The 22,470-nt window shown below is 31.3% G+C and carries 19 protein-coding genes; 9 read left to right on the top strand and 10 right to left on the bottom strand.

Annotated elements, in window-relative coordinates; translation table 11 throughout:
- Window positions 1-2: 2 nt before the first annotated feature.
- The 4 genes from WA340_RS04180 to WA340_RS04165 form a co-directional block, all read right to left on the bottom strand.
- Entirely contained in the window at window positions 3-2,747 is a 2,745-nt protein-coding gene (locus tag WA340_RS04180; RefSeq protein WP_336127434.1) for a PD-(D/E)XK nuclease family protein, read from the bottom strand.
- A 72-nt stretch (window positions 2,748-2,819) separates the two neighbouring features.
- Window positions 2,820-4,253 carry an OmpA family protein gene (locus tag WA340_RS04175; RefSeq protein ID WP_027879406.1) on the bottom strand — a complete coding sequence of 478 codons (1,434 nt, stop codon included), beginning with the start codon at window positions 4,251-4,253 and terminating at the stop codon, window positions 2,820-2,822.
- Window positions 4,254-4,379: 126 nt separating this feature from the next.
- Window positions 4,380-5,573 (bottom strand): glycine C-acetyltransferase, encoded by a 1,194-nt coding sequence (gene kbl, locus WA340_RS04170; RefSeq protein WP_336127432.1) that lies wholly within the window; start codon window positions 5,571-5,573, stop codon window positions 4,380-4,382.
- A 139-nt stretch (window positions 5,574-5,712) separates the two neighbouring features.
- Complete coding sequence (locus WA340_RS04165; protein ID WP_336127430.1) at window positions 5,713-8,856, bottom strand: UvrD-helicase domain-containing protein; 3,144 nt, start codon at window positions 8,854-8,856, stop codon at window positions 5,713-5,715.
- A gap of 136 nt (window positions 8,857-8,992) precedes the next feature.
- Between WA340_RS04165 and WA340_RS04160 the strand changes: the two genes are divergently transcribed.
- Window positions 8,993-9,601 (top strand): superoxide dismutase, encoded by a 609-nt coding sequence (locus WA340_RS04160; RefSeq protein WP_027879409.1) that lies wholly within the window; start codon window positions 8,993-8,995, stop codon window positions 9,599-9,601.
- A gap of 263 nt (window positions 9,602-9,864) precedes the next feature.
- Here WA340_RS04160 and WA340_RS04155 read toward each other — a convergent pair whose 3' ends face one another.
- The 4 genes from WA340_RS04155 to purN all read right to left on the bottom strand — a co-directional run bounded on the left by WA340_RS04155 (window position 9,865) and on the right by purN (window position 14,164).
- Window positions 9,865-11,763: an amidophosphoribosyltransferase gene (locus WA340_RS04155; RefSeq protein ID WP_336127428.1), complete on the bottom strand. Its 1,899-nt coding sequence runs from the start codon at window positions 11,761-11,763 to the stop codon at window positions 9,865-9,867.
- 105 nt (window positions 11,764-11,868) lie between these two features.
- Window positions 11,869-12,792 (bottom strand): PfkB family carbohydrate kinase, encoded by a 924-nt coding sequence (locus WA340_RS04150; RefSeq protein WP_336127427.1) that lies wholly within the window; start codon window positions 12,790-12,792, stop codon window positions 11,869-11,871.
- A 68-nt stretch (window positions 12,793-12,860) separates the two neighbouring features.
- Window positions 12,861-13,502 carry a ribonuclease H family protein gene (locus WA340_RS04145; protein ID WP_336127426.1) on the bottom strand — a complete coding sequence of 214 codons (642 nt, stop codon included), beginning with the start codon at window positions 13,500-13,502 and terminating at the stop codon, window positions 12,861-12,863.
- Between the two features lie 95 nt (window positions 13,503-13,597).
- Complete coding sequence (gene purN / locus WA340_RS04140) at window positions 13,598-14,164, bottom strand: phosphoribosylglycinamide formyltransferase (protein ID WP_336127425.1); 567 nt, start codon at window positions 14,162-14,164, stop codon at window positions 13,598-13,600.
- A gap of 171 nt (window positions 14,165-14,335) precedes the next feature.
- Between purN and WA340_RS04135 the strand changes: the two genes are divergently transcribed.
- The 5 genes from WA340_RS04135 (at window position 14,336) to pyk (ending at window position 18,643) form a co-directional block, all read left to right on the top strand.
- Window positions 14,336-14,569: an acyl carrier protein gene (locus WA340_RS04135; protein WP_027879414.1), complete on the top strand. Its 234-nt coding sequence runs from the start codon at window positions 14,336-14,338 to the stop codon at window positions 14,567-14,569.
- A gap of 11 nt (window positions 14,570-14,580) precedes the next feature.
- On the top strand, window positions 14,581-15,831 hold the full coding sequence (fabF, locus tag WA340_RS04130; protein WP_336127424.1) for a beta-ketoacyl-ACP synthase II: 1,251 nt from the start codon (window positions 14,581-14,583) through the stop codon (window positions 15,829-15,831).
- Window positions 15,832-15,844: 13 nt separating this feature from the next.
- A complete protein-coding gene (rnc, locus tag WA340_RS04125; protein WP_336127422.1) occupies window positions 15,845-16,591 on the top strand; it encodes a ribonuclease III in 747 nt (248 codons plus the stop codon).
- A gap of 124 nt (window positions 16,592-16,715) precedes the next feature.
- Window positions 16,716-17,201, top strand: coding sequence for an IPExxxVDY family protein (locus tag WA340_RS04120; protein ID WP_336127420.1), 486 nt, complete (start codon window positions 16,716-16,718; stop codon window positions 17,199-17,201).
- Window positions 17,201-18,643, top strand: coding sequence for a pyruvate kinase (pyk, locus tag WA340_RS04115; protein ID WP_336127419.1), 1,443 nt, complete (start codon window positions 17,201-17,203; stop codon window positions 18,641-18,643). Before WA340_RS04120 ends, pyk begins: the two co-directional genes overlap by 1 nt.
- 112 nt (window positions 18,644-18,755) lie before the next feature.
- Here the strand turns inward: pyk and dinB are convergent, their stop codons facing one another.
- Complete coding sequence (gene dinB / locus WA340_RS04110; protein WP_336127417.1) at window positions 18,756-19,859, bottom strand: DNA polymerase IV; 1,104 nt, start codon at window positions 19,857-19,859, stop codon at window positions 18,756-18,758.
- Between the two features lie 31 nt (window positions 19,860-19,890).
- Between dinB and WA340_RS04105 the strand changes: the two genes are divergently transcribed.
- From WA340_RS04105 to WA340_RS04095, 3 genes are read left to right on the top strand one after another with little or no spacing between them, the layout of a single operon-like run.
- Complete coding sequence (locus WA340_RS04105) at window positions 19,891-20,541, top strand: lysoplasmalogenase (protein WP_304142163.1); 651 nt, start codon at window positions 19,891-19,893, stop codon at window positions 20,539-20,541.
- Between the two features lies 1 nt (window position 20,542).
- Window positions 20,543-21,022 carry a CYTH domain-containing protein gene (locus WA340_RS04100; protein WP_304142160.1) on the top strand — a complete coding sequence of 160 codons (480 nt, stop codon included), beginning with the start codon at window positions 20,543-20,545 and terminating at the stop codon, window positions 21,020-21,022.
- On the top strand, window positions 21,022-21,516 hold the full coding sequence (locus tag WA340_RS04095; protein WP_304142158.1) for a YciI family protein: 495 nt from the start codon (window positions 21,022-21,024) through the stop codon (window positions 21,514-21,516). Before WA340_RS04100 ends, WA340_RS04095 begins: the two co-directional genes overlap by 1 nt.
- A gap of 212 nt (window positions 21,517-21,728) precedes the next feature.
- Here WA340_RS04095 and WA340_RS04090 read toward each other — a convergent pair.
- The coding region (locus tag WA340_RS04090) for an OmpA family protein (protein ID WP_336127414.1) at window positions 21,729-22,470 on the bottom strand (742 nt) is incomplete at its 5' end.

Genomic DNA, 22,470 nt, shown 5'->3' with positions numbered 1-22,470 from the left:
TTTTAGACTTCTTTTTCGGTAAACGGTATGTTTAAATTACAGATTTCTGTAATTAATTTTTTTAGCTCGACCTCAAAATCTGATAACGTGTCTTCGGTAATATTTGTATCTTTTTTCCCTCTGCTACTTTCTCTTTTTGCAAATTTTATAAAACCTTCACTTAAATTTTTAAATGAAATAATTCCAGCTTCCACAGGAAATTTAAGAGCTGTTTTTTTAGACAGCATATATGCATACATCAATACTTGAAATGACTTGCTGTATTTTTTGTAGTCTGTTGGTAAATCTTCCCAATTTACAACTGTTACGTTGGTTTGCTCTACTTTACCCGTCTTATAGTCTATGATTCTTGTCATACCATTGCAGGTGTCAATTCTATCAACAGTTCCTTTTAAATGTATGTCAAAATTTAAACTTTCAATGTTGATTTTTATGCCTTCAATTTTTTCTTCTAAAGCTATGATTTTTATCTCGTTACCAGATTTTATAGCATCAATTTCAAAGTTTAAAAAGTTTAAAACGTATCGTTTAGCAATTTCAAAAACAATTAGATTTTTTCCTTTGGTTATATCGCCTTCTTTGTATTCGTCTTTAAAAAATTTAGTGATGTATTTTTCAATTTTTGGGATAAGATTTTTAATATCATCTACTGTTAATATTCTTCCCATTAATGGTAAATACAAAGCTTCTAATGTATTGTGAACAACTGTCCCTAATGTGTTTGCTGCAACATTTTCTTCGGCTTCTTCAACATCTTTTACGCCTAGTATTTTTTGGTTATAAAAATCTATCGGATTACGAATGTAGCTGGTTAAAGATGAAGGTGAAAATCCGCTATTTGCTAACCTTTTTATCTGATCTATTAATGCTTCGGATTTTTTAACTTCTAATAGTTGAGGTTGATAATTTGGTACTTCTGGCGAAATAATTTGATGATTAATTTGATGAATACCTTCAAGCTCTAATTGGCTAATAAACCTACTTTTTTCGCAACCTAAAAGCGAGTCTATTTCTGTATTATAAAGTATATATACATTTTTTGCACGTTGTAGTAAATGGTAAAAATGATAGGTATAGACTGCGTCTTTTTCTTTGTATGTCGGAAGCTTTTTTTCAACTTTTACATCAAAAGGTATAAAAGAGTTATTTGTTTTTCCTGATGGTAAAACGCCTTCATTAACATTTGTTATTATAACGGTTTCAAAATCTAAAACCCTAGATTCTAACATTCCCATTATTTGCAAGCCTTGTAATGGCTCTCCTTGAAAATCTAAAGTCTCGCTACTTAATAGTTCTTTATAAATATTATATAGGCTTCTAATGTTTGTTAGTGTGTTATATTTGCTATTTAGCCTGTCAATCTCATTAAAAAGTACATTAAATCTATATAAATACTCTAAACTAAGTTGGTTAGATTTTCTGTCTTCAATAAGTTTATTTTTTATTAGCTGGATTAGCTTAAAACTATTTTGAATAGCTAGTGTTGGATTATTATTCCAATTACTAAAAATGAGATTAATAATATTGTTTTCTTCATTGTTAATTGATAAGGATAGCAGTTTTTCTTTGCTTAGATATATTATATTATTTGTGTTTATAATATCGACTATCTTTTGAGTGTAATTGTTATTAAATACAGTACTTAAGTATTGATCTTTTAGTATGTCAATAACATCTTTATGGTAATAATTTTTTGTATTATTTATTTGTACGCTAAAAATTTTCTCAAATAATGCTGCTAACGGGATTGACTTTAAAGGAAATCCCATAGTTACATTTATTGCATTAATATGTTTTGGTATAGAATTTAACGTTGGTAATAATAAGTTTTCGTCACCTAAAACAACAGCTGTATTTTTTATGTCTTTTTCTGATAAACTATTTAGTATATTTCCTATAGTTTTAGCTTGACCTATTGCTTTAGGTACACCAAATATGTTTATATTTTTTAAAGTTGAATAATTACTCTCTTTCCAGTTAAACGAGTTTTTCTGAAAATACTTCCAGTTTTCTTTATGTTTTCTTGTAAATAAACCTGCATCATGATATGAGCTATCTATAAATATTTTATCTATATCCCAATATATAGCTGCTAGATCATTTTGTAATAATTCTTGGATAATGGTTTCCTCTGCTGTATTTAGTGCATTAAAACCAGTAAAAATATGTCTTTTAGAACAGCTTTGAATATAAGTTTCAAGGTTTTCTACTGCTTCCCTGTAAATCAAACCTTGATATCCTTTTTTCTGATTTATTAAGCTTTTACTAAAGTGTTTGTAAAACGGATAGAGTTTATTCCAAAATTTTATATAATTGTTTACTACATCAGTTGGATTTGGATTTAAAGACCAATGATCTAAATCTTTTATAGCAGATAAATACTCAAATATATTTTTTTGAGGTATTAGATGTCTATCTATTTCATTAAAATCTTGAAGTAAGATTTGACCCCATTTTGAAAAGACATCAAAAGGTTCTTGCTCTTCTTTTGGTGTTAATTCTATATAGCTATTATAAAGCTGAAATAGAAGTTCTGTGTTTGTTAAGGTTTTAAGTTGAGACAGCTCTTCAACAAAAGACTCTATACTAATTATGGTTGGAGAGAAAGATGTTTTGTTAATAATATTACTTAATTCTTTTCTCAAAAAAACACCTGCTCTTCTACTAGGAAGGACAAATGTTATATCACTAAAATTTACGTTTTGTTTTTGTAAATCAAGTAGTACTTTGGTTATAAAACTTATCATAACATAAAAATAAAAAACGCTTCGGTTATCCGAAGCGTTTTCTAATAAATTATATTATTTGTTGATTAAAACTTAGTCTTTTTTAAGTTTTACTTCAACACGTCTGTTGTTTCTTCTACCTGCAGCAGTTGCGTTAGTGTCGATTGGGTAATCTTCACCAAATCCAAAAGCTCTTAATCTTTCAGTGTCAATTCCGTTTTCAATTAAGTAAGCCATTACAGCGTTAGCTCTAGCATCAGATAACTTTTGGTTTAAAGTTTTGCTACCAACACTATCAGTATGACCTTCAATTGTAAAGTTAGACTCTGGATATTCTTTTAAGATTGCAGTAATAGATTGTAATACAGAGTAAGATTGTTTTTTGAAACTAGCTTTACCAGTATCAAATAAGATAGTTTTAGCGTAGCTGTTTAATTGCTCCATAACTTCTTGAGTTGGCTCAACTATTTCTGGACAACCATCGTTAGCAACAGTACCAGCTTCGTTAGGACATTTGTCTACGTTATCTGTTACACCATCACCATCAGTATCAGGCCAAGGACATCCGTTGTTAGCTTTAGGACCAGCTTCATTAGGACATTTATCATCAGCATCTGTTACACCGTCACCATCAGCATCTGGACAACCACCTAAAGATTTTAAACCTGCAACTTCTGGACAGTTATCTTTATTGTCAGCAATACCATCACCGTCAGTGTCAGGACATCCGTTAAACTCAGCTAAACCAGCTTCGTTAGGACAAGCGTCTTTAGAATCTTCGATTCCGTCACCATCAGCATCTGGACAACCGTTGAATGCTTCTAATCCAAATACTTCTGGACAAGCATCATCTTTGTCATATACACCGTCACCATCAGTATCAGTTCCACCAAATCTTACAGCAACACCTGCAGAGTGTTGGAAGTGCTTAGTTAAATAGTCTTCAAAAGAGTGCTTGTATTTAGACTCTACGAATAAACCAATGTTTTCTGAGAACCAGTAAGTTAAACCTAAAGAAGCATTAACTGTACCAGCACCTACTGTATTGTTAGTACCAGCAGCTGTAGAGAAAGTGTTGTATGGACCTTCTTCAATCCAAGTGTAACCACCACCAATACCAATTGCTGGGTCAATTTTCTTTGAATTAATTAAATTAGCAAAGTGATATCTTACGTTACCATCTACAGCATAGTATGCTAAATCGTCTACTTCTAAACTAGGAGAAGTAGCATCTTGTCCCCACTTTTTAATTTGGTTTACAGAACCTCCAACTTGAACAGAGAAGTTATCTCCTACATATTTAGATACAGAGATTGTTGATAATGATGGTAAAATACTCCAGTGGTCACCAACATTAAAAAATTCGTCAAAATAACCTCCTTGTGGAGCGTCTTCACCTACAGGAAACACATCAACTGCGTTAACACCGAAGTTGATAGCCCAAGGATTGTTTTGGTCTTGTGCCATAACATTACCCATAGTAGTTACAAGTAACATTGTGAACATTAATCTGCTAAGATTTTTCATATTCAAAAATTTAATTTTTAAGTGTTAATTAGAAGCAAAAATAAGCTGTTAAATATTATTAACAAAGACAAATATATAAAAATATTGATTATTTAAGGTTTTTATTAAGGTTTAAACAGTTGTTTATTAAATGATTTCTAAAGTTTTGCCAACCTTTTTAAAGGCGTTAATAGCTTTGTCTAAATGCTCTTTTGTATGCGCAGCTGAAAGCTGAACTCTTATTCTTGCTTTTTCTTTTGGGACAACAGGATAGAAAAATCCTATTACATATATACCTTCTTCTAACAATCTATTTGCCATTATTTGTGATAGCTTAGCATCATATAACATAACCGGAACTATTGCAGAATCACCATCTACTATATCAAATCCTGCTGCCTTCATTTCTTTTTTGAAATACTTTGTGTTTTCTTCTAGTTGATCTCTTAAAGAGTGGTCATTAGCTAGCATATCAAAGACTTTTATTGATGCTCCTACAATTGCTGGTGCTAGAGAGTTAGAAAACAAATATGGTCTTGATCTTTGACGTAGCATTTCTATGATTTCTTTTTTTCCTGTGGTGTATCCACCCATTGCTCCGCCTAATGCTTTTCCTAAGGTTCCTGTAATGATATCTATTCTGTCCATTACGCCTTTTTCTTCTAAAGTACCACGACCGGTTTCGCCAATAAAGCCAGTAGCATGACACTCATCTATCATAACTAAAGCATCATATTTATCTGCTAAGTCACAAATTTTATCTAATGGAGCTACTAAACCATCCATAGAAAAGACACCATCTGTAACAATAATTTTAAAACGACTTCCAGCTTCGTTAGCTGCTATAAGTTGTTTTTCTAAATCTTCCATGTTATTATTTTGGTATCTATATCTTGCTGCTTTACATAATCTAACACCATCTATAATTGATGCATGATTTAATGAGTCTGATATAATTGCGTCTTCTGGACCTAATAATGGCTCAAAAACACCACCGTTTGCATCAAAAGCTGCTGCATATAATATTGTGTCTTCTGTACCATAAAAATCTGCTATTTTTTGTTCTAAAGTTTTGTGTATGTCTTGTGTACCACAAATAAATCTAACAGAAGACATTCCAAAACCATGAGTGTCCATTGTGTCTTTTGCTGCTTGGATAACTTCTGGGTGAGATGATAAACCTAGGTAATTATTTGCGCAAAAGTTTAAAACCTTTTCTCCTGTATTTAATGTAATCTCTGCACCTTGAGCAGAAGTTATTATACGCTCTTCTTTAAAAAGTCCACTGTCTTTTATGTCTTGTAATTCTTTATTTAAATGATCTTTAATTTTAGTGTACATAATTTAAGGGTTGTTTTTTTACAAATTTAGCAATGTTTTTGCGTTAGTGATAGAAACGACATCCTTTTTTGTTTTAAAAACAAAAAAGATATAGTGGATAGCACGACCCTTTGTAGTCTATACGAAAAAGGGTAACGCCTTAATTGTAATTTTTAGTTTGAATATTCTCGTTGATAAAAACCAAAATTTTATTTGAAATTTGATATCCCATTTCTTTTAAATGCGTAGCATAGATTTCTAATTGCTGTTCGTATTTTGGATTTGGTAACCCTGTTTTGTAATCAATAATTGTAGCTTGATTGTCCCTTATAACTAAACGGTCTGGTCTAATCATTTGTCCTGTGCTGGTTAAAATATCACGCTCGTTGTAAATTGTATATTGATCTGTAAAAAACTCTTTAAGGTCTTTTTGGTTTACAATATCATTTATGTTTTTTGTGATGCCTTCTACTTGGTCATCATTGATAAATCCATTGTCTAAAGCTAAATTTATTGCAAAATCGATATCGTCTTTTGTATAGATTTTTGACATTATATCGTGTATAATGTTTCCTTTTTCTATAGCATGCTGTTGATTAGTGTCCCATAAATATCCAGACTTAGTAATTATTTTAATGTTGTGTTCCTTTTTGTTAACACTTATAATGTTTTTGTTAGATGAAGTTTCTAAAGATTTTTCTACAGGAATAATTTCTCTTTTTGAATTGCCAAATTCGTAAAAGGTTTGATTGTCACTCCATAATTGTTCTGTTTGTAAATAAGATTGGAATAGTTTAGAGTAACTATTTAATTCATTTAAATTATTATCTATTTTACCAATAACATGTAATTGCTCTACAGGTCTTGTTAAAGCAACATAAAGTAAATTTATATTGTCTAGTTCTTGTTCTGCCTTATGTTTGGTGTAAATGTTTTGACCAATTTCTCCAAAATTTTCGACATCACTGTTAAAGTTTATTAGTGTTTTTGAAAAACCGTTAAAAAGGGTTTTATCTATTGGAAACCATTCTTGAGGGTCTATCTCTCGATAAATATCTAAATCGGCAAAAGGAAAAATTACCACAGGAAACTCTAATCCTTTTGATTTATGTATGGTCATTATTTGTACTGCATTTTGGTTGTTAGGGGACACAATACTTAAGCTGTCTTTTTTATTGTCGTAGTAATCTAAAAACCCAGAAATACCAGTTATATGTTTTTGAGAAAACTCTAAAACTAAGTCTAAATAAAACTGTACAAATGCATCTGAAGTTTGTAGTAAATTAAACTGTCTTGCAATATCTTCTACACTATCGTATAGCGAAAGTTGTGCAATTTCTGTAGTATTAAAATCGATGCCAAATTGTTTAAAACTTCCAAAAAAAGCATCAATATTTAATTTTAGATTTTGATTAAAAAATGTGTGTTTATCTTCAACGCTGAAAGTACTTGCTAAATAATGAAGTACATTAATTCTAACTTCAAAATTATTAGGATTGATTAATAATCTTAAGATGTTATTGATTAGCTGAACGGATTCGGAATTATCGATCAGCATTGTTTCAGAAGACATTATTTTAATATCGTTTTCACTTAAATAATTTGCTACAGCAATACCTTCTTTTTTCTTGCGTACTAAAACACAGATATCTTTTAAATCATAACCATTATCTAAGCATTTTTTTAAGGTATTGTATGTTTCTTTAGCATAAAGGGTTTCTTTATCGTCTTCGCTTTCCTTTAAATCTAAAAATTGAAAGCTTACATAACCTTCTTCTTTTATAGTAGGATTTTGATTAGCTTTTTTATACAAATTAGCATAATGCTCATTTCTAAAACTTGTGTTTGAAATGTATTGAAAAAAAGAATTATTAAAGGTGACAATATTTTTGTGACTACGGTAATTTTCTTCAAGCTCAATAAGCTTTTTATCTACAGGAAAAGGGTTTTTATCTTCGGTTAAGTCTATAAATTGTTCTGCTTTACCACCACGCCAACGGTAAATAGCTTGTTTAGCATCACCAACAATCATAGCGCTTCCTTTTTCGCCTTTTAAATTTTCGGCGGTAAGCGAGTTTTCTATTAATGGGATTAGGTTATTCCATTGCATTTCGGAAGTGTCTTGGAATTCATCAATAAAATAGTGTCTAAATTTTTCGCCAATACGCTCGTAAATAAATGGTGTTGGTTGGTCTTTTAATTGATTTGAAATTAGTGTGTTAAATTCTGAAATTAATAATTTATTCTCATTGTCTTTTATAAGTTGAAGTTCGGAATTAATAGCATTTAATACAGAAAGCGGTGTAACGTTTTTATATATGGCTTTTAAGAAATTTAAATTAGAAACAGCTGCTTTTATGGTTTTATAGGTTAAACCAATCTCTGGTAGTAAACTATCTATAATATCTTTTTTATTAGCATCTAGCTTTGTAGTGTATACTTTGTTTTCTTCTATATTACTTTCTAATTGATTATTATATAATCCATTTGTTTGTAATAATGAAGCTTTTTCAAAATGATTAAAAAGCGTTCCTCTAGAAAAGTCTGCTTTAGTTAAACCGTTATTTTCAAATGTTGTTAAAATGCTTTTAGCATTATCTATAATTTGGTTTTCTGTAGATTTAATTTGTTTGATTAAGCTGGTTTTTAAGCTTTCAAAATCGTCCAAAGTTTTGTTCTTTAAAGCTTCTTTTAAATGTGGTATGTCGTTTTCGTTGGTAAGTTTTTTTGCAATTTTATTTAAGTCGTTAGAGATGTCCCAGCTTTTATCGTCATCAGCTTTTTCAATAGCAAAATCAATTAAGATTTTAGTAAGTTTTTTGTCGGTTCCTGCTTTTGCTATTAGGCTATCTACAGCTTCATTTAATAGGGCTTCGGTATCTAGCTCGACTTCAAAATTGATGGGTAATTTTAAATCGTAAGCAAATGTTCTGATTAATCTATGATTAAAACCATCTATCGTACTAATATCAAAAGCAGCATAATTATGCATTATGGTACTTAATAATGTTTTGGCTTTTTTGTTAACGTATTCTGGTTGTAAATTTAGTTCTAAACAAAGAGCATTAAACATAGCGTCGTTACCATCTAAAACGGTTTCTTCAGAAAAATCTTTTAATTTTTTAAGAATACGCTCTTTCATTTCACCAACAGCTTTGTTGGTAAATGTCATTGCTAAAATGTTTCTAAACCCAAAAATATTTTCGGTTTTAAAAAGTAATTTTAAGTAAGATTTTACAAGGTTAAAGGTTTTTCCGCTTCCAGCAGAAGCGTTAAATACTTTAAAAGGAGCAATATTATTCATCAAAAAACTAATTTGTTACAAGATAAGGACAATCAATCTTAAAATAGTTATAAATTATTAGCATTATTGGAGAAAAAAGCTAAATTATTTTTAAGTTTGATACAAACAAAAATTAATAACCACAAAAAAATATATTATGGCTTTTGAATTACCAGAATTAGGTTATGCATATGATGCATTAGAACCACATATAGATGCAAGAACTATGGAAATACACCATAGTAAACATCACAACGGATATACTACAAAATTAAATGGTGCTATTGAAGGTACTGACTTAGAAGGAAAATCTATTGAAGACATTTTAACTAATCTAGATATGTCTAATAGCGCTGTTAGAAATAATGGAGGTGGATTTTATAATCACTCTTTATTTTGGACGGTAATGAATCCTGAAGGAAAAGGACGCTTGTCTGGAGAATTAAAAGATGCTATCGAAGCAGAATTTGGTTCTTTTGAAGATTTTAAAGATGCATTTAGTAAAGCAGCAGCAACACAGTTTGGATCTGGTTGGGCTTGGCTTTGTGTGCACAAAGGAGGTAAAGTAGAAGTTTGTTCTACACCAAACCAAGATAATCCTTTAATGCCAGGTGTTTCTTGTGAAGGTACTCCAATCTTAGGATTAGATGTTTGGGAGCACGCTTATTATTTAAACTATCAAAATAGACGTCCAGATTATATTGAAGCATTTTTTAATGTAATTAACTGGAATGAAGTAGAAAGAAGATACGCTGAAGCTAAGTAGTTATCTATTGAAATATAAATAAAAAGGCAGACTAATTAGTCTGCCTTTTTATATTGTAAAACATTGAGAATTAATTGTTTGTTTCAATAAAAAAGCCGGACGAGAGTCCGGCTTTTTTGCCCCAAATCTACCATGAACTTAACCTACTTATGTTATGGTAAGCTCAAATATAACGAAGATTAATTTCAATAATTGTAATTAATAGTCAAAACGTAAAAAAAATCGCTTAACGGACTTTTAGGTAAGAAAACCCTTCAAATTAGTTAATAAGCTCTTTCTTTGTTGCCTTCATAAAAATTAATAAAAGCTCTGTTAACCACACGGTTACCTCCAGCTGTTGGGTAATTACCTGTAAAATACCAGTCGCCTAAATGTTCTGGGCAAGCTTTATGTAAATTGTCTACAGATTGAAAAATAATTTCTACATCAGCATTAACAGAACTGTCTGTTAGTAACTCTGATATTTTAGCAGAAATTTGTTCTGGAGTAAATTGATCATAAATTTCTTTTACAAAATTTTGTACGTCTTTATCTGCAAGATCTACTTGTGCTTTACATTTTTTGTAAACCTCTTCAACTAAATTGTAATTGTTATTTTCTTTTAATAACTCTAAAGCAGCATTAAAAGCAACTAAAGATTCTAAGTTAGCCATGTCTATACCATAGCAATCAGGATAGCGTATTTGTGGAGCAGAAGAGACAACTATTATTTTTTTAGGATGTAATCTATCCATCATTTTAATAATACTTTTCTTTAAAGTTGTACCACGTACAATACTATCGTCAATGATTACTAAGTTATCGGTTGGTTTTATAACGCCGTAAGTTACATCGTAAACGTGTGCTACTAAATCGTCACGACTACTGTCTTCAGTAATAAACGTTCTTAGTTTTACGTCTTTAATGGCTATTTTTTCAATACGAGGTGTTTCTTCTAAGATAGATATAACTTGCTCTTTAGATAAATTACCATTACCTTTTAAAATGTCTTGTGTTTTTCTTTCGTTTAGATGTTCTTCTACAGTATCAATTAATCCATAAAAAGATGTTTCTGCTGTGTTAGGTATATAAGAAAAAACAGTATTTTTTGTGTCGTTATCTATTGCTTTTAGTACTTGAGGCATCAACAATTTACCTAATGTTTTACGTTCTTGGTAGATTTCGGCATCACTTCCTCTAGAAAAATAGATGCGTTCAAAACTACAAGATTTACGCTCTAAAGGTTGTAAAATTTGTTTTATAGATACATCTCCAGAAGTTTTTGTAATTATAGCGTGACCTGGCTCTAGTTCTTTTACATCATCAAATTCTACATTAAATACGGTTTGTATTACTGGACGCTCTGATGCTACAACTACAACTTCATCATCTTTATAATAAAAAGCTGGTCTAATTCCTGCTGGGTCGCGTAAGACAAAAGAGTCTCCATGACCTAAAAGTCCAGCCATAGCGTAGCCACCATCCCAATTTTTAGCAGCGCGTTTTAATATTTTGTGTACTTTTAAACGTTCTGCAATTAATGGCGAACACTCATGTTTGCTGTATCCTTCTTTTTTTAGGTCTTTATAGACTTTACTTACTGCATCATCTAAAAAATGACCTATTTTTTCCATTATAGTAATGGTGTCTGTATATTCTTTTGGATGTTGTCCTAAATCTACTAGGTTTTGGAATAACTCTTTAACATTGGTCATGTTAAAGTTTCCTGCAAGAATCAGGTTACGGTGCATCCAATTATTTTGTCTTAAAAATGGATGTACACTTTCTACACTGTTTTTACCAAATGTACCGTAACGTACATGTCCTAAAAGTACTTCGCCAATGTAAGGAACGTGTTTTTTTTGTAGAGCAACATCATCTTGATATTCTGGATGTTCTGTTAGTACTTGATTAATACGACTATTAATTTGACCAAAAATATCTTGAATAGGTTGTTGTTGTATTGATCTTACACGACTTATGTATCGCTCTCCAGGATTTGTATCTAATTTTATACTCGCAAATCCAGCACCATCTTGACCGCGATTGTGCTGTTTTTCCATCATTAAATACATTTTATTAACACCATAAAAGGCACTACCGTATTTTTCTTTGTAGAATTCTAATGGTTTTAATAATCTAATATGCGCTATTCCGCATTCGTGTTTTAAAGCATCACTCATCTTAGTTGTGTTGTGTGTTGTTTTTTAAGAATGATAAATTTTTATGTCCTTAATTTAAAACAAGTTAATAAAAAATGCGCTCAAAAAAATTAGAGCGCATAGGTTTTATAATTCGATTTCAAATTGTGTTAAATTTTTAAATTGTTGCAGTCGTTTGTTTACTTCGTCTTGTGTTAGTGTAAGCATACGCTCGGTTCCAAATTTTTCTACACAAAATGAGGCTAAAGTAGAACCGTAAATGACTGCGTTTTTCATATTCTCGAAAGATACATCGCCTGTACTTGCTAAATAACCTGCAAATCCACCAGCAAAAGTATCTCCTGCTCCTGTTGGGTCAAAGACTTCTTCTAAAGGTAATGCTGGAGCATAGAATACATTGTCATCATGAAATAGTAACGCGCCATGTTCTCCTTTTTTAATCACTACGTATTTAGGACCCATTTCGTGTATTTTTCTTGCTGCAACAACCAAGCTGTATTCTCCGGTTAGTTGTCTTGCTTCTTCATCATTAATTGTAATGACGTCTACGCGTTTTATAACTTCGTGTAATTGGTCTAAAGCTGTATCCATCCAAAAATTCATAGTATCTAAAACTACTAATTTTGGTTTTTTTGTCATTTGATCTAAAACACCAATTTGTACGATAGGATGTAAGTTACCTAGCATTACAACATCAGAATCTTTGTAATTGTCTGGTACGATAGGATTAAAATCTGCTAATACGTTCAGCTCTGTTGCTAAAGTATCACGAGAGTTCATGTCGTTATGGTATTTACCGCTCCAGAAAAAGGTTTTACCTTCTTGGACTATTTCTATTCCTTCAATATTAATATTTCTATCTTTTAAAAGGTCTAGATATTCTTGAGGAAAATCTCCACCAACTACAGAAACTGCAGCTGCATCTAACTGAAAATTTGAAGCAGATAAACCTATGTAAGTTGCTGCTCCGCCAAGTATTTTGTCTGTTTTTCCAAAAGGTGTTTCAATAGCATCAAAAGCTACAGTACCTACTATTACTAATTTGCTCATAAGGGCGATTTAAATTAAGGCGCAAATATACGATTTTTACTGAGTATTTAAATGAAAGAAGATTTAACTTATTTTCTGCCAAAATCTGCAGGAATTTCTCCCCAAGCTTTGGTTTCCCATTTAACGATTGTAGTAGTATACGTGTTTTCTTTTAGCCATTTTACAGCACGGTCTACCAAATCAAAAACTGGTTTGTTTTTATCGTTACGTTTTAATTTACTGTTGCAGTTTTTCTTTTTAACCCAACTTATTGCGGTTTTAGAGTCGGTATAAATAATACGGTCACTATTATGTTGCTTTAAAAATGCTAAACCGTGGACAATAGCTAAAAATTCGCCTATATTATTGGTGCCTTCTTCAAAAGGACCTTGAATAAATAATTGTTTTTTGGTTTTGGTGTCTACACCACGATACTCCATTTTGCCAGGATTGCCAGACGAAGCGGCATCAACCGAAATGGAATTGTAATTAGGTTGACCTATTTTTTTTAGTTGTTCGGTAGAGAGTTCGCTTTTAAATGTTTTATTTTTTCCAACGTAGTCAAAATAGTTTCCTTTTAAAGCTTTTTTTGCAGCATCAAATGTTGTGAAAGATTTGTATTGCGCGCCTTCAAAATCTTTAATTTGAGCTTTACAATCGTCCCAAGATTCAAACACACCGGTGTTGTGGCCTTTCCAAACGGTATAATATTTTTTCTTTTTTTTTGACACTGTTTTATCAAATTTTGTCATTCATAAGGAGAAACGACTGAAGAATCTTTATATACAAAATTAATAAAGATTCATCGCTTTGCTCTGAATGACAATTAATTTTTCAAAAGATCATCAACCACTTTAGGAAAATGTTCCATTTCTAATTTATGAATTTTTGTTGCAACATCTTCAGCGCTGTCTGAAGCTTCAACCTTACATTTTGCTTGAAATATGATAGCGCCTTCATCGTAATTTTCGTTTACATAATGTATTGTAATACCAGTTTCTGTTTCTTTATTTTCAACTACAGCTTTGTGTACATTCATTCCGTACATGCCTTTACCGCCAAATTTTGGCAATAACGCAGGATGAATATTTATCACTTTATTTGGGAAATTTTTTAAGATATTTTCTGGAAATTTCCATAAAAATCCTGCAAGAATAATCAAATCTGGATTAGAAGATTTTAAAATATTAAGTACATCTTCTGTTTGTGTAAAAGCAATTCTGTTAAATGATAAAGCGCTAACTTTTAATCTTTTACATCTATCTAAGACTTTGGCATGAGGATTGTTAGTCAATACCTGAACAACAGAAGCATTGTCACTATTGTGAAAAAACTTTATTAAATTTTCAGCATTACTTCCGCTACCGGACGCAAAAATTACTACACGTTTCATTTATATAGTTTCAGTGTTAAATTCTTCAAACAAAAAAAGTAATAATTATTAACAATTACGGGCAAAACCGATTTAATTATTTAATTTAGTAGCACATTTTTCAACTAAAAGTGTGTTTTAAATTAAAGTTTTTTATTTTTGCCACTTAATTAAAACTAAAAAATTAAAATTATGTCAGACATTGCATCAAGAGTAAAAGCGATTATCGTAGACAAATTAGGTGTTGATGAGAACGAAGTAGTAAACGAAGCAAGCTTCACAAACGATTTAGGAGCAGATTCTTTAGACACTGTAGAATTAATTATGGAATTCGAAAAAGAATTTGATATTCAAATTCCAGATGACCAAGCAGAAAATATTGCAACAGTAGGTCAAGCTGTATCTTATATTGAAGCTGCAAAATAAGCACAATATTTATGGAACTTAAGCGAGTAGTAGTTACAGGTTTAGGTGCGCTAACACCAATAGGAAACACTAAAGACGAGTACTGGAATGGACTTGTTAATGGAAAAAGTGGTGCAGCGCCTATAACATATTTTGATACCGAAAAATTCAAAACTAACTTTGCTTGCGAGTTAAAAAACTTCGTGGCAACAGATTTTCTTGATAGAAAAGAAGCCCGAAAAATGGATAGGTTTACACAGTACGCAATGGTCGCGTCAGACGAGGCTATTGCGGACTCAAACCTTGATTTAGACAAGGTCAACAAACTTAGAGTTGGCGTTGTTTGGGGAGCAGGAATTGGTGGACTAGAAACGTTTCAGAACGAAGTTTTAAACTACGCAGCAGGAGACGGTACACCAAGATTTAATCCTTTCTTTATCCCAAAAATGATTGCAGATATCGCACCAGGAAACATATCTATTAAAAATGGATTTATGGGTCCTAACTACACAACTGTATCTGCATGTGCATCTTCAGCAAATGCATTAATTGATGCCTTAAACTATATACGTTTAGGACACTGTGATGTTATCGTTACTGGTGGTAGCGAAGCAGCAGTAACTATAGCAGGAATGGGCGGATTTAATTCTATGCATGCTTTGTCTACAAGAAACGATAGTCCAGAAACAGCGTCAAGACCGTTTGATGCTACACGAGATGGATTTGTTTTAGGTGAAGGAGCAGGCGCATTAATATTAGAAGAATATGAACACGCTAAAGCTAGAGGTGCAAAAATTTACGCCGAAGTTGTTGGTGGAGGATTATCTTCTGATGCATATCACATGACAGCACCACATCCAGATGGAATAGGAGTAATAGCTGTTATGAAAAACTGTCTAGAAAATGCAGGTTTAAAACCTGAAGAAGTAGATCATATTAATACACACGGAACATCTACACCATTAGGTGATGTTGCTGAATTAAAAGCTATTAAAGCAGTTTTTGGTGATCATGCTAAAAACATTAATATTAATTCGACAAAATCTATGACAGGTCACTTATTAGGTGCAGCAGGAGCTATAGAAGCTATTGCATCTATTTTGGCTATGGAAAATGGTACGGTTCCTCCGACAATTAATCATACAACTGTCGATGAAAATATCGATCCAGAACTAAACTTAACATTAAACCAACCTCAAAAAAGAGACATTAAAGTAGCTATGAGCAATACTTTTGGATTTGGAGGTCATAATGCTTGCGTGCTGTTTAAGAAAATAGATTAGTTCATAAATTTACATGAAACGTATTAAAAACATATTTAATTCCCAGTCTAAGGACAAAGGGGAATTTTTTATGTCTATTTCTAAAATTGTAAACTTTAAACCTAAAAACATAAATCATTACAAAACTGCCTTTACACATCGTTCTATGAACATAAAAGATAGTAAAGGGCATATTGTAAATTATGAACGTTTAGAATTTTTAGGAGACGCAATGCTTAGCGCTGTCATAGCTCATTATCTATATACCGAAGTACCAAGTGGTGACGAAGGCTATCTAACAAAAATGCGTTCTAAAGTTGTAAGTAGAGAGCATTTAAATGAATTAGGTAAAGATTTAGGCTTAACTAAATTAGTTGAAAGTAAAATACCTAAAGGACAATTCGGAGATAATATTCATGGTAATCTTTTTGAAGCTTTAGTAGGAGCCATTTATTTAGATAAGGGTTATAAAGCTTGCGAAAAATTTATTGAAGACAGAATTATTGAACCTTATGTAGATATTGAAACGCTTGAAGGTAAGGTGATTAGCTATAAGAGTTTATTGATAGAATGGTGCCAAAAAGAGAAAAAGCATTTTGACTACAATGTCTATGAAGACACAGGTAATAGTGATGTTAAACACTTTGCAGTAAAACTATCTATAGATCACAAGGTGGTTTCAAAAGCACGAGCAACTTCAAAGAAAAAAGCAGAAGAAAAAGCCTCTAAAAGAGCCTTTTTTGCTTTCCAAAAGCAGATAACAAAAGCTGCTATTTTATAAAAAATTCATCTTTAAAAATAGGTAAAACACTATAACGTTTTCGTATTTTTTCATGTTAAGAATACGTAAAACATGCTTAAAATAAGTGTGTAAACACTATATTTACGGTTAGTTAAGTAATAAGATGGCTGTAAAAAAATTATTGTTAGACGATTTTTTTGAAGAAGAACAGTTTAGTCTAATAGGGATTCATTGTACAATTGAAGATTTTAGATTAGCCTTTTTAATCAATCAAGTTTTAGATATACGTCTTAAACGAAATAAGGATGATGTTCATTTTTCTAAAGACAATTCTGATTTTGCGTTATTCGATTTTGATGAAAAACAACAGCATATATCTTATCATCTGGTAGCAAATATTTGTAAAGTAAAGCATGATCAAAACCAGCAACTTAACTCACTTTTTGGAGACGAAAATTTTGGCTCAACCACACATTTTTTGCTTCCGGAATACAAAAAAGTAAATTATCTGCTTAAGATAGAAACAGATCTTACTTTTAACAAAGAAAAATTGATACTAAACAAACTATTAAAAATACCACAAGTAGTTACAGCTTACAGTATAGATGTAAATACTTTAAAAACTAAAAACAACTTAATATTCAACTAATGCCAAAAAGAAAAAAGACCAAAATAGTTGCAACCTTAGGACCAGCAACAAGTAGTAAAGAGGTATTAAAAGGAATGTTAGACGAAGGTGCTAACGTATTTAGAATTAACTTCTCTCACGCAGATTATAAAGACGTAGAAGAGCGAGTTAAAATGATAAGAGAGCTTAATGAAGAATTTGGTTATAATGCTTCTATTTTAGCAGATTTACAAGGTCCAAAATTACGCGTTGGTGTAATGAAAGAAGAGGTAATTGTAAATCCGGGTGACGAAATTATTTTTGCAACAGGAGAAAGATTTGAAGGCACAAAAGAGCGTGTTTACATGACTTATGACAACTTTCCGCAAGATGCAAAACCAGGAGAAAGAATTCTTTTAGATGATGGTAAACTTATCTTTGAAGTTGTTTCTACAGATAAGAAAAAAGAAGTTGTTGCTAAAGTAATACAAGGTGGACCATTAAAATCTAAAAAAGGAGTTAACCTACCTAATACTAATATATCTCAACCTGCTTTAACAGAAAAAGATGTAGAAGATGCAATATTTGCATGTAAGCTAGGTGTAGATTGGATCGCGCTTTCTTTTGTAAGACATGCAGAAGATTTAATGGAGCTTGAAGAATTAATAAAGAAAAATAGCGAACACAAAATCCCTATCATTGCTAAAATTGAAAAGCCAGAAGGTGTAGCTAACATAGATAAAATTGTTGCTTACTGTGATGGTATAATGGTAGCACGTGGTGATTTAGGTGTAGAAATTCCTGCAGAAGAAGTTCCTTTAGTACAAAAGCAATTAGTCTTACGCGCAAAAAGAGCAAGAATACCTGTAATTATTGCTACACAAATGATGGAAACTATGATTAATAGTTTAACACCAACACGTGCAGAAGTAAATGACGTAGGTAACTCGGTAATGGATGGAGCAGATGCGGTAATGTTATCTGGTGAGACTAGTGTAGGGCAATATCCTATTCAGGTAATTCGTCAAATGTCTAACATTATTAAAAGTGTTGAAGACTCAGATTTAATTAAAGTACCACAATCGCCACCACATATTCGCACTAAGCGTTACATAACTAAATCTATATGTTATCACGCAGCAAATATGGCTAATGAGATTGATGCAAAAGCCATTTCAACATTAACAAATAGTGGTTACACAGCGTTTCAAATTTCAGCTTGGCGACCAAGCGCACATATTTTAGTATTTACTTCTAACCGTCGTATCTTAACCCAATTAAGTTTACTTTGGGGCGTAACTGCATTTTATTATGATAAATATGTAAGTACAGATGAGACTATTGAAGATGTTAATGCAATAGCTTGTAAAAAAGGCTTTTTAGAAGAAGGAGACATGTTAATAAGTCTTGCTGCAATGCCAATACAAGATAAAGGAATGGTAAATACATTAAGAGTAACAGAAATAGAAAGTTGTAATTTTTAAGTTTTAGGGCATTACCCTATCAAATCACGCTTTTTGTAGTTGCTATTAAAGAGCAGCTAACAATAGTATAAATATTAAAAACCAGTTTCTTACTAAGAAGCTGGTTTTTTTATTAAAATTTAAATTTTAATTGTACGCTAACGCTTTTCTTTTCTTCTGTCTTTTTAGTGTTTTGTTCTGTATTTAAGTTTGATAAAGAAATACCTAATAATCGCACAGAATTATTTAATTTTTCTTGATATAATAAATCTTTAGCAGTTTCTAAAATTACAGACTTATCTGCAAAAAAATAGGGTAGAGTCTTACTTCTAGTTTGCAAAGTAAAATCGCTGTATTTAATTTTTAATGTTACTGTTTTTCCTGCAACACTGTTTTTTCCTAACCTTTTAGATACTTCTTCGGCAATATGCTCTAATTTTTCAAGCATAAATATTTCAGAAGATAAATTTTTACTAAATGTACGCTCTGCAGCAAGGCTTTTTCTAATTCTATTTGGTTTAACTTGACTGTTATGTACACCTCTTACAATATGATAATAATAGGCGCCAGATTTACCAAAATTTCGCTCTAAATATTCTAAAGTTTTTGACTTTAAATCTTTACCAGTAAAGATACCTTTTTGGTACATTTTTTCGGCAGTAACTTTACCGATACCATAAAACTTCCTTATATCTAAAGCTTCTAAAAAACCTAAAACCTCTTCAGGATTAACTGTTTTTTGTCCGTTAGGTTTGTTGTAATCGCTAGCAACTTTAGCAACAAATTTATTAATACTAATTCCTGCAGATGCTGTTAAGCCAACCTCATTGTAAATTCGATTTCTAATTTCTTCAGCAATTAAAGATGCGCTAGGATTTCCTTTTTTGTTTTGTGTTACATCTAAGTAGGCTTCATCTAGAGATAAAGGTTCAACTAAGTCGGTATAATCAAAAAAAATAGCTCTAATTTTATTAGAGATTTCTTTATAACGCCTAAAATCTGACTTTACAAAAATTAGTTCAGGACATAGCTTTTTTGCTAATTGGCCAGACATAGCACTTTTAACACCAAATTTTCTAGCTTCATAACTGGCAGCGCTTATAACACCGCGCGTGCCGCCACCACCAACAGCAATTGGTTTACCTTTTAGATCTGGATTATCCATTTGTGCTACAGATGCGTAAAATGCATCCATATCTACATGAATAATTTTTCTTATTGGTAAATCACTTGACATGATGTAAATTTATAAATTACAATGTATAATTATGAAAAAATCCACCTACCTTTTAATAACTTTTATTGTTGCATTAACCGCTATTTTCACCTCATTTTTTAAGTTTATTAATTGGTTTTATATTTTAAAACCTTTGACAACGGTTTTGATTTTACTTTTACCTGTAATTTTCATTAAACTTAAATTAAGTAAATACGCTTTAATAATAGTTCTTGGTTTGTGTTTCTGTTTAATAGGCGATGTTTTATTAATGTTTGAGCATTTATTTATATATGGTTTAGCTTCATTTTTATTAGGTCATATACTTTTTACTTATGCCTTTACAACTGTAAATGGATTTTTATATAATTTTAAACCATTAGTGTTTTTAATACTCTTTGCAATAGCAATGTTTTTTGTATTAAAAGATAATTTAGGGCAATTATTAATACCAGTTATTTTGTATATAATTTGTATTGTTATTATGGCTTGGCAAGCATTAAATTTATATTTTTTAAACAATAATAAAATTTATAGACTAATAGTTATAGGAGCTATTTTATTTTTAATTTCTGATGCCGTTTTATCTTATAATATGTTTGTTATTAAGTTTTCTTTTTCAGAATTAATTATATTATCTACTTATTGGGCTGCAATATGTTTTATAGCACTGTCCGCATTATATATACCAATCAATAAATAATATGTCATCTACAATAGAAATAGAAAGAAAATTTTTAGTTAAATCTCAGGTATTTAAAGACGAAGCTTTTAATAAAACACATATCAAACAAGGTTTTTTAAGTACAGATAAAGAAAGAACCGTTAGAGTTAGGCTTAAAGGAAATAAGGGTTTTTTAACAATAAAAGGAGCCTCTTCAAATGATGGATTATCAAGGTTTGAGTGGGAAAAAGAAATTAAAAAAGAAGATGCAGAACAGCTTTTTAAGCTATGTAAAAAAGGAATTATTGATAAGATGCGTTACGAAGTAAAACTAGGAAATCATATTTTTGAAATTGATGAATTTTTTGGAGACAATAAGGGTTTAGTTTTAGCAGAAGTAGAGCTTAATAATGAAAACGAAATATTTGAAAAACCTAATTGGTTAGGAGAAGAAGTAACAGGAGATATTAAATATTATAACTCTCAGTTAAGTAATCAACCTTTTAAAACATGGAAATAATGAAACGATTTTTAATTTTAGCTTCTTTATCAGTTTTAGCATGTAAAACAGAAAATAAGAATGTAGATATACAAGACAAGCAGGTAGTAAAAGAGTCCAATAAACTATCTATTAAAGAGCAAGATTCTTTATTAAAAGCAAAAGGATTTAAAACTTTCTATTATGTAGAAGAAAAGACTAAAGACACCTTTTTAATGCAAGAATATTACATAGCTTTTTTAAAAGCAGGATCTATAAGAAGTCAAAACGAAGAAGAAGCTAAACAACTCCAAGATCAGCATTTAGCTCATTTAGGAAAAATGTACGAAATGGGTTTTGCAGACATATCTGGCCCATTTGGTGATGATGGAGATATTAGAGGCATCACAATTTACAATGTACCTAACCAACAGTTAGCAGACAGTTTAGCTAATTCAGACCCTATGGTTAAAGCAGGTAGACTTCAGGTCGAAATTCATCCATGGTGGGCAGCAAAAGGTTTTAAATTACGATAACCCAAAGCCTTGCTAATTAATTAGTGAGGCTTTTTTTATTGTAAAGATTTGGGCGTTTTAACAGGCTGTTCGTTATATCTTTTTTTGCCTTATATGGAAGCAAAAAAAGGATGCCACTACCATCCTTAACGCAAAAAAGCGGTAATTTGAATGGTTCAAATTACCGCTTTTTTAGTATTAATAAAGCTGATTATTTCAGCATAAAATTTAGATTACTGCTTCACAATTAAGAACTGACTTCTTCTGTTAAGTTGGTGTTGTTCTTTACTACAAGGGTTACAATCTACAGCAGGCTCAGTTTCACCTTTACCAGTTGCAGATATTCTGCTAGCATCAATACCTTTAGAGATAATGTACTGTCTTGTAGTTTGTGCACGTCTTTCTGATAAACCTTGGTTGTAGCTATCAGAACCTCTAAAGTCTGTGTGAGACGTTGCTTCTATAACCATATCTGGGTATTTATTCATCACTTGTACTAAGTTGTCTAATTCAAACGCTGCTTTTGCAGTGATGTTTGATTTATCAAACTCAAAGTAAATTGGGTTTAATACTACTTCTACAGGTGTTACAATTTCTTCTATTGGTGTTAATGCTACGCTTACTGCTACTTCTTCTTCGTTAGTACCATCTACGCTTACTTTGTTACTTTCGTAACCTTCCATAGTGACTTGTAACTCTGTATCTGTTTCACATTCTACAATATACTCTACAACGCCTTCTGCACTAGTGGTTTTTGTAGCTAAAATGTTGCCATTAGCATCTGCTAAGCTTGTTGTTGCTCCTGCTAATACCTCTCCTGTTTTCTCATCTACTACAGTTCCTGTAATTAATACATCACATAATGGTTGTAGTTTCTTAATAGCATAGATATCATCACTTCCTTTTCCACCTTCACGGTTAGACGATACAAATCCTTCTCCTGTCTCTTCATTCATTCTAAAAGCAAAGTCATCG

Source organism: Mesoflavibacter sp. CH_XMU1422-2 (assembly GCF_037029245.1).
Classification (GTDB): domain Bacteria; phylum Bacteroidota; class Bacteroidia; order Flavobacteriales; family Flavobacteriaceae; genus Mesoflavibacter; species Mesoflavibacter zeaxanthinifaciens.
The sequence above is the reverse complement of the archived record's forward strand: the minus strand, read 5'-3'. Positions and strand labels throughout refer to the sequence as shown.

Excerpts from the sequence above, each read along its gene's own strand:
- WA340_RS04180 (WP_336127434.1), bottom strand. The coding sequence starts at position 2,747 with ATGATAAGTTTTATAACCAAAGTACTACTTGATTTACAAAAACAAAAC.
- WA340_RS04175 (WP_027879406.1), bottom strand. The coding sequence starts at position 4,253 with ATGAAAAATCTTAGCAGATTAATGTTCACAATGTTACTTGTAACTACT.
- kbl (WP_336127432.1), bottom strand. The coding sequence starts at position 5,573 with ATGTACACTAAAATTAAAGATCATTTAAATAAAGAATTACAAGACATA.
- WA340_RS04165 (WP_336127430.1), bottom strand. The coding sequence starts at position 8,856 with ATGAATAATATTGCTCCTTTTAAAGTATTTAACGCTTCTGCTGGAAGC.
- WA340_RS04160 (WP_027879409.1), top strand. The coding sequence starts at position 8,993 with ATGGCTTTTGAATTACCAGAATTAGGTTATGCATATGATGCATTAGAA.
- WA340_RS04155 (WP_336127428.1), bottom strand. The coding sequence starts at position 11,763 with ATGAGTGATGCTTTAAAACACGAATGCGGAATAGCGCATATTAGATTA.
- WA340_RS04150 (WP_336127427.1), bottom strand. The coding sequence starts at position 12,792 with ATGAGCAAATTAGTAATAGTAGGTACTGTAGCTTTTGATGCTATTGAA.
- purN (WP_336127425.1), bottom strand. The coding sequence starts at position 14,164 with ATGAAACGTGTAGTAATTTTTGCGTCCGGTAGCGGAAGTAATGCTGAA.
- WA340_RS04135 (WP_027879414.1), top strand. The coding sequence starts at position 14,336 with ATGTCAGACATTGCATCAAGAGTAAAAGCGATTATCGTAGACAAATTA.
- fabF (WP_336127424.1), top strand. The coding sequence starts at position 14,581 with ATGGAACTTAAGCGAGTAGTAGTTACAGGTTTAGGTGCGCTAACACCA.
- rnc (WP_336127422.1), top strand. The coding sequence starts at position 15,845 with ATGAAACGTATTAAAAACATATTTAATTCCCAGTCTAAGGACAAAGGG.
- WA340_RS04120 (WP_336127420.1), top strand. The coding sequence starts at position 16,716 with ATGGCTGTAAAAAAATTATTGTTAGACGATTTTTTTGAAGAAGAACAG.
- pyk (WP_336127419.1), top strand. The coding sequence starts at position 17,201 with ATGCCAAAAAGAAAAAAGACCAAAATAGTTGCAACCTTAGGACCAGCA.
- dinB (WP_336127417.1), bottom strand. The coding sequence starts at position 19,859 with ATGTCAAGTGATTTACCAATAAGAAAAATTATTCATGTAGATATGGAT.
- WA340_RS04105 (WP_304142163.1), top strand. The coding sequence starts at position 19,891 with ATGAAAAAATCCACCTACCTTTTAATAACTTTTATTGTTGCATTAACC.
- WA340_RS04100 (WP_304142160.1), top strand. The coding sequence starts at position 20,543 with ATGTCATCTACAATAGAAATAGAAAGAAAATTTTTAGTTAAATCTCAG.
- WA340_RS04095 (WP_304142158.1), top strand. The coding sequence starts at position 21,022 with ATGAAACGATTTTTAATTTTAGCTTCTTTATCAGTTTTAGCATGTAAA.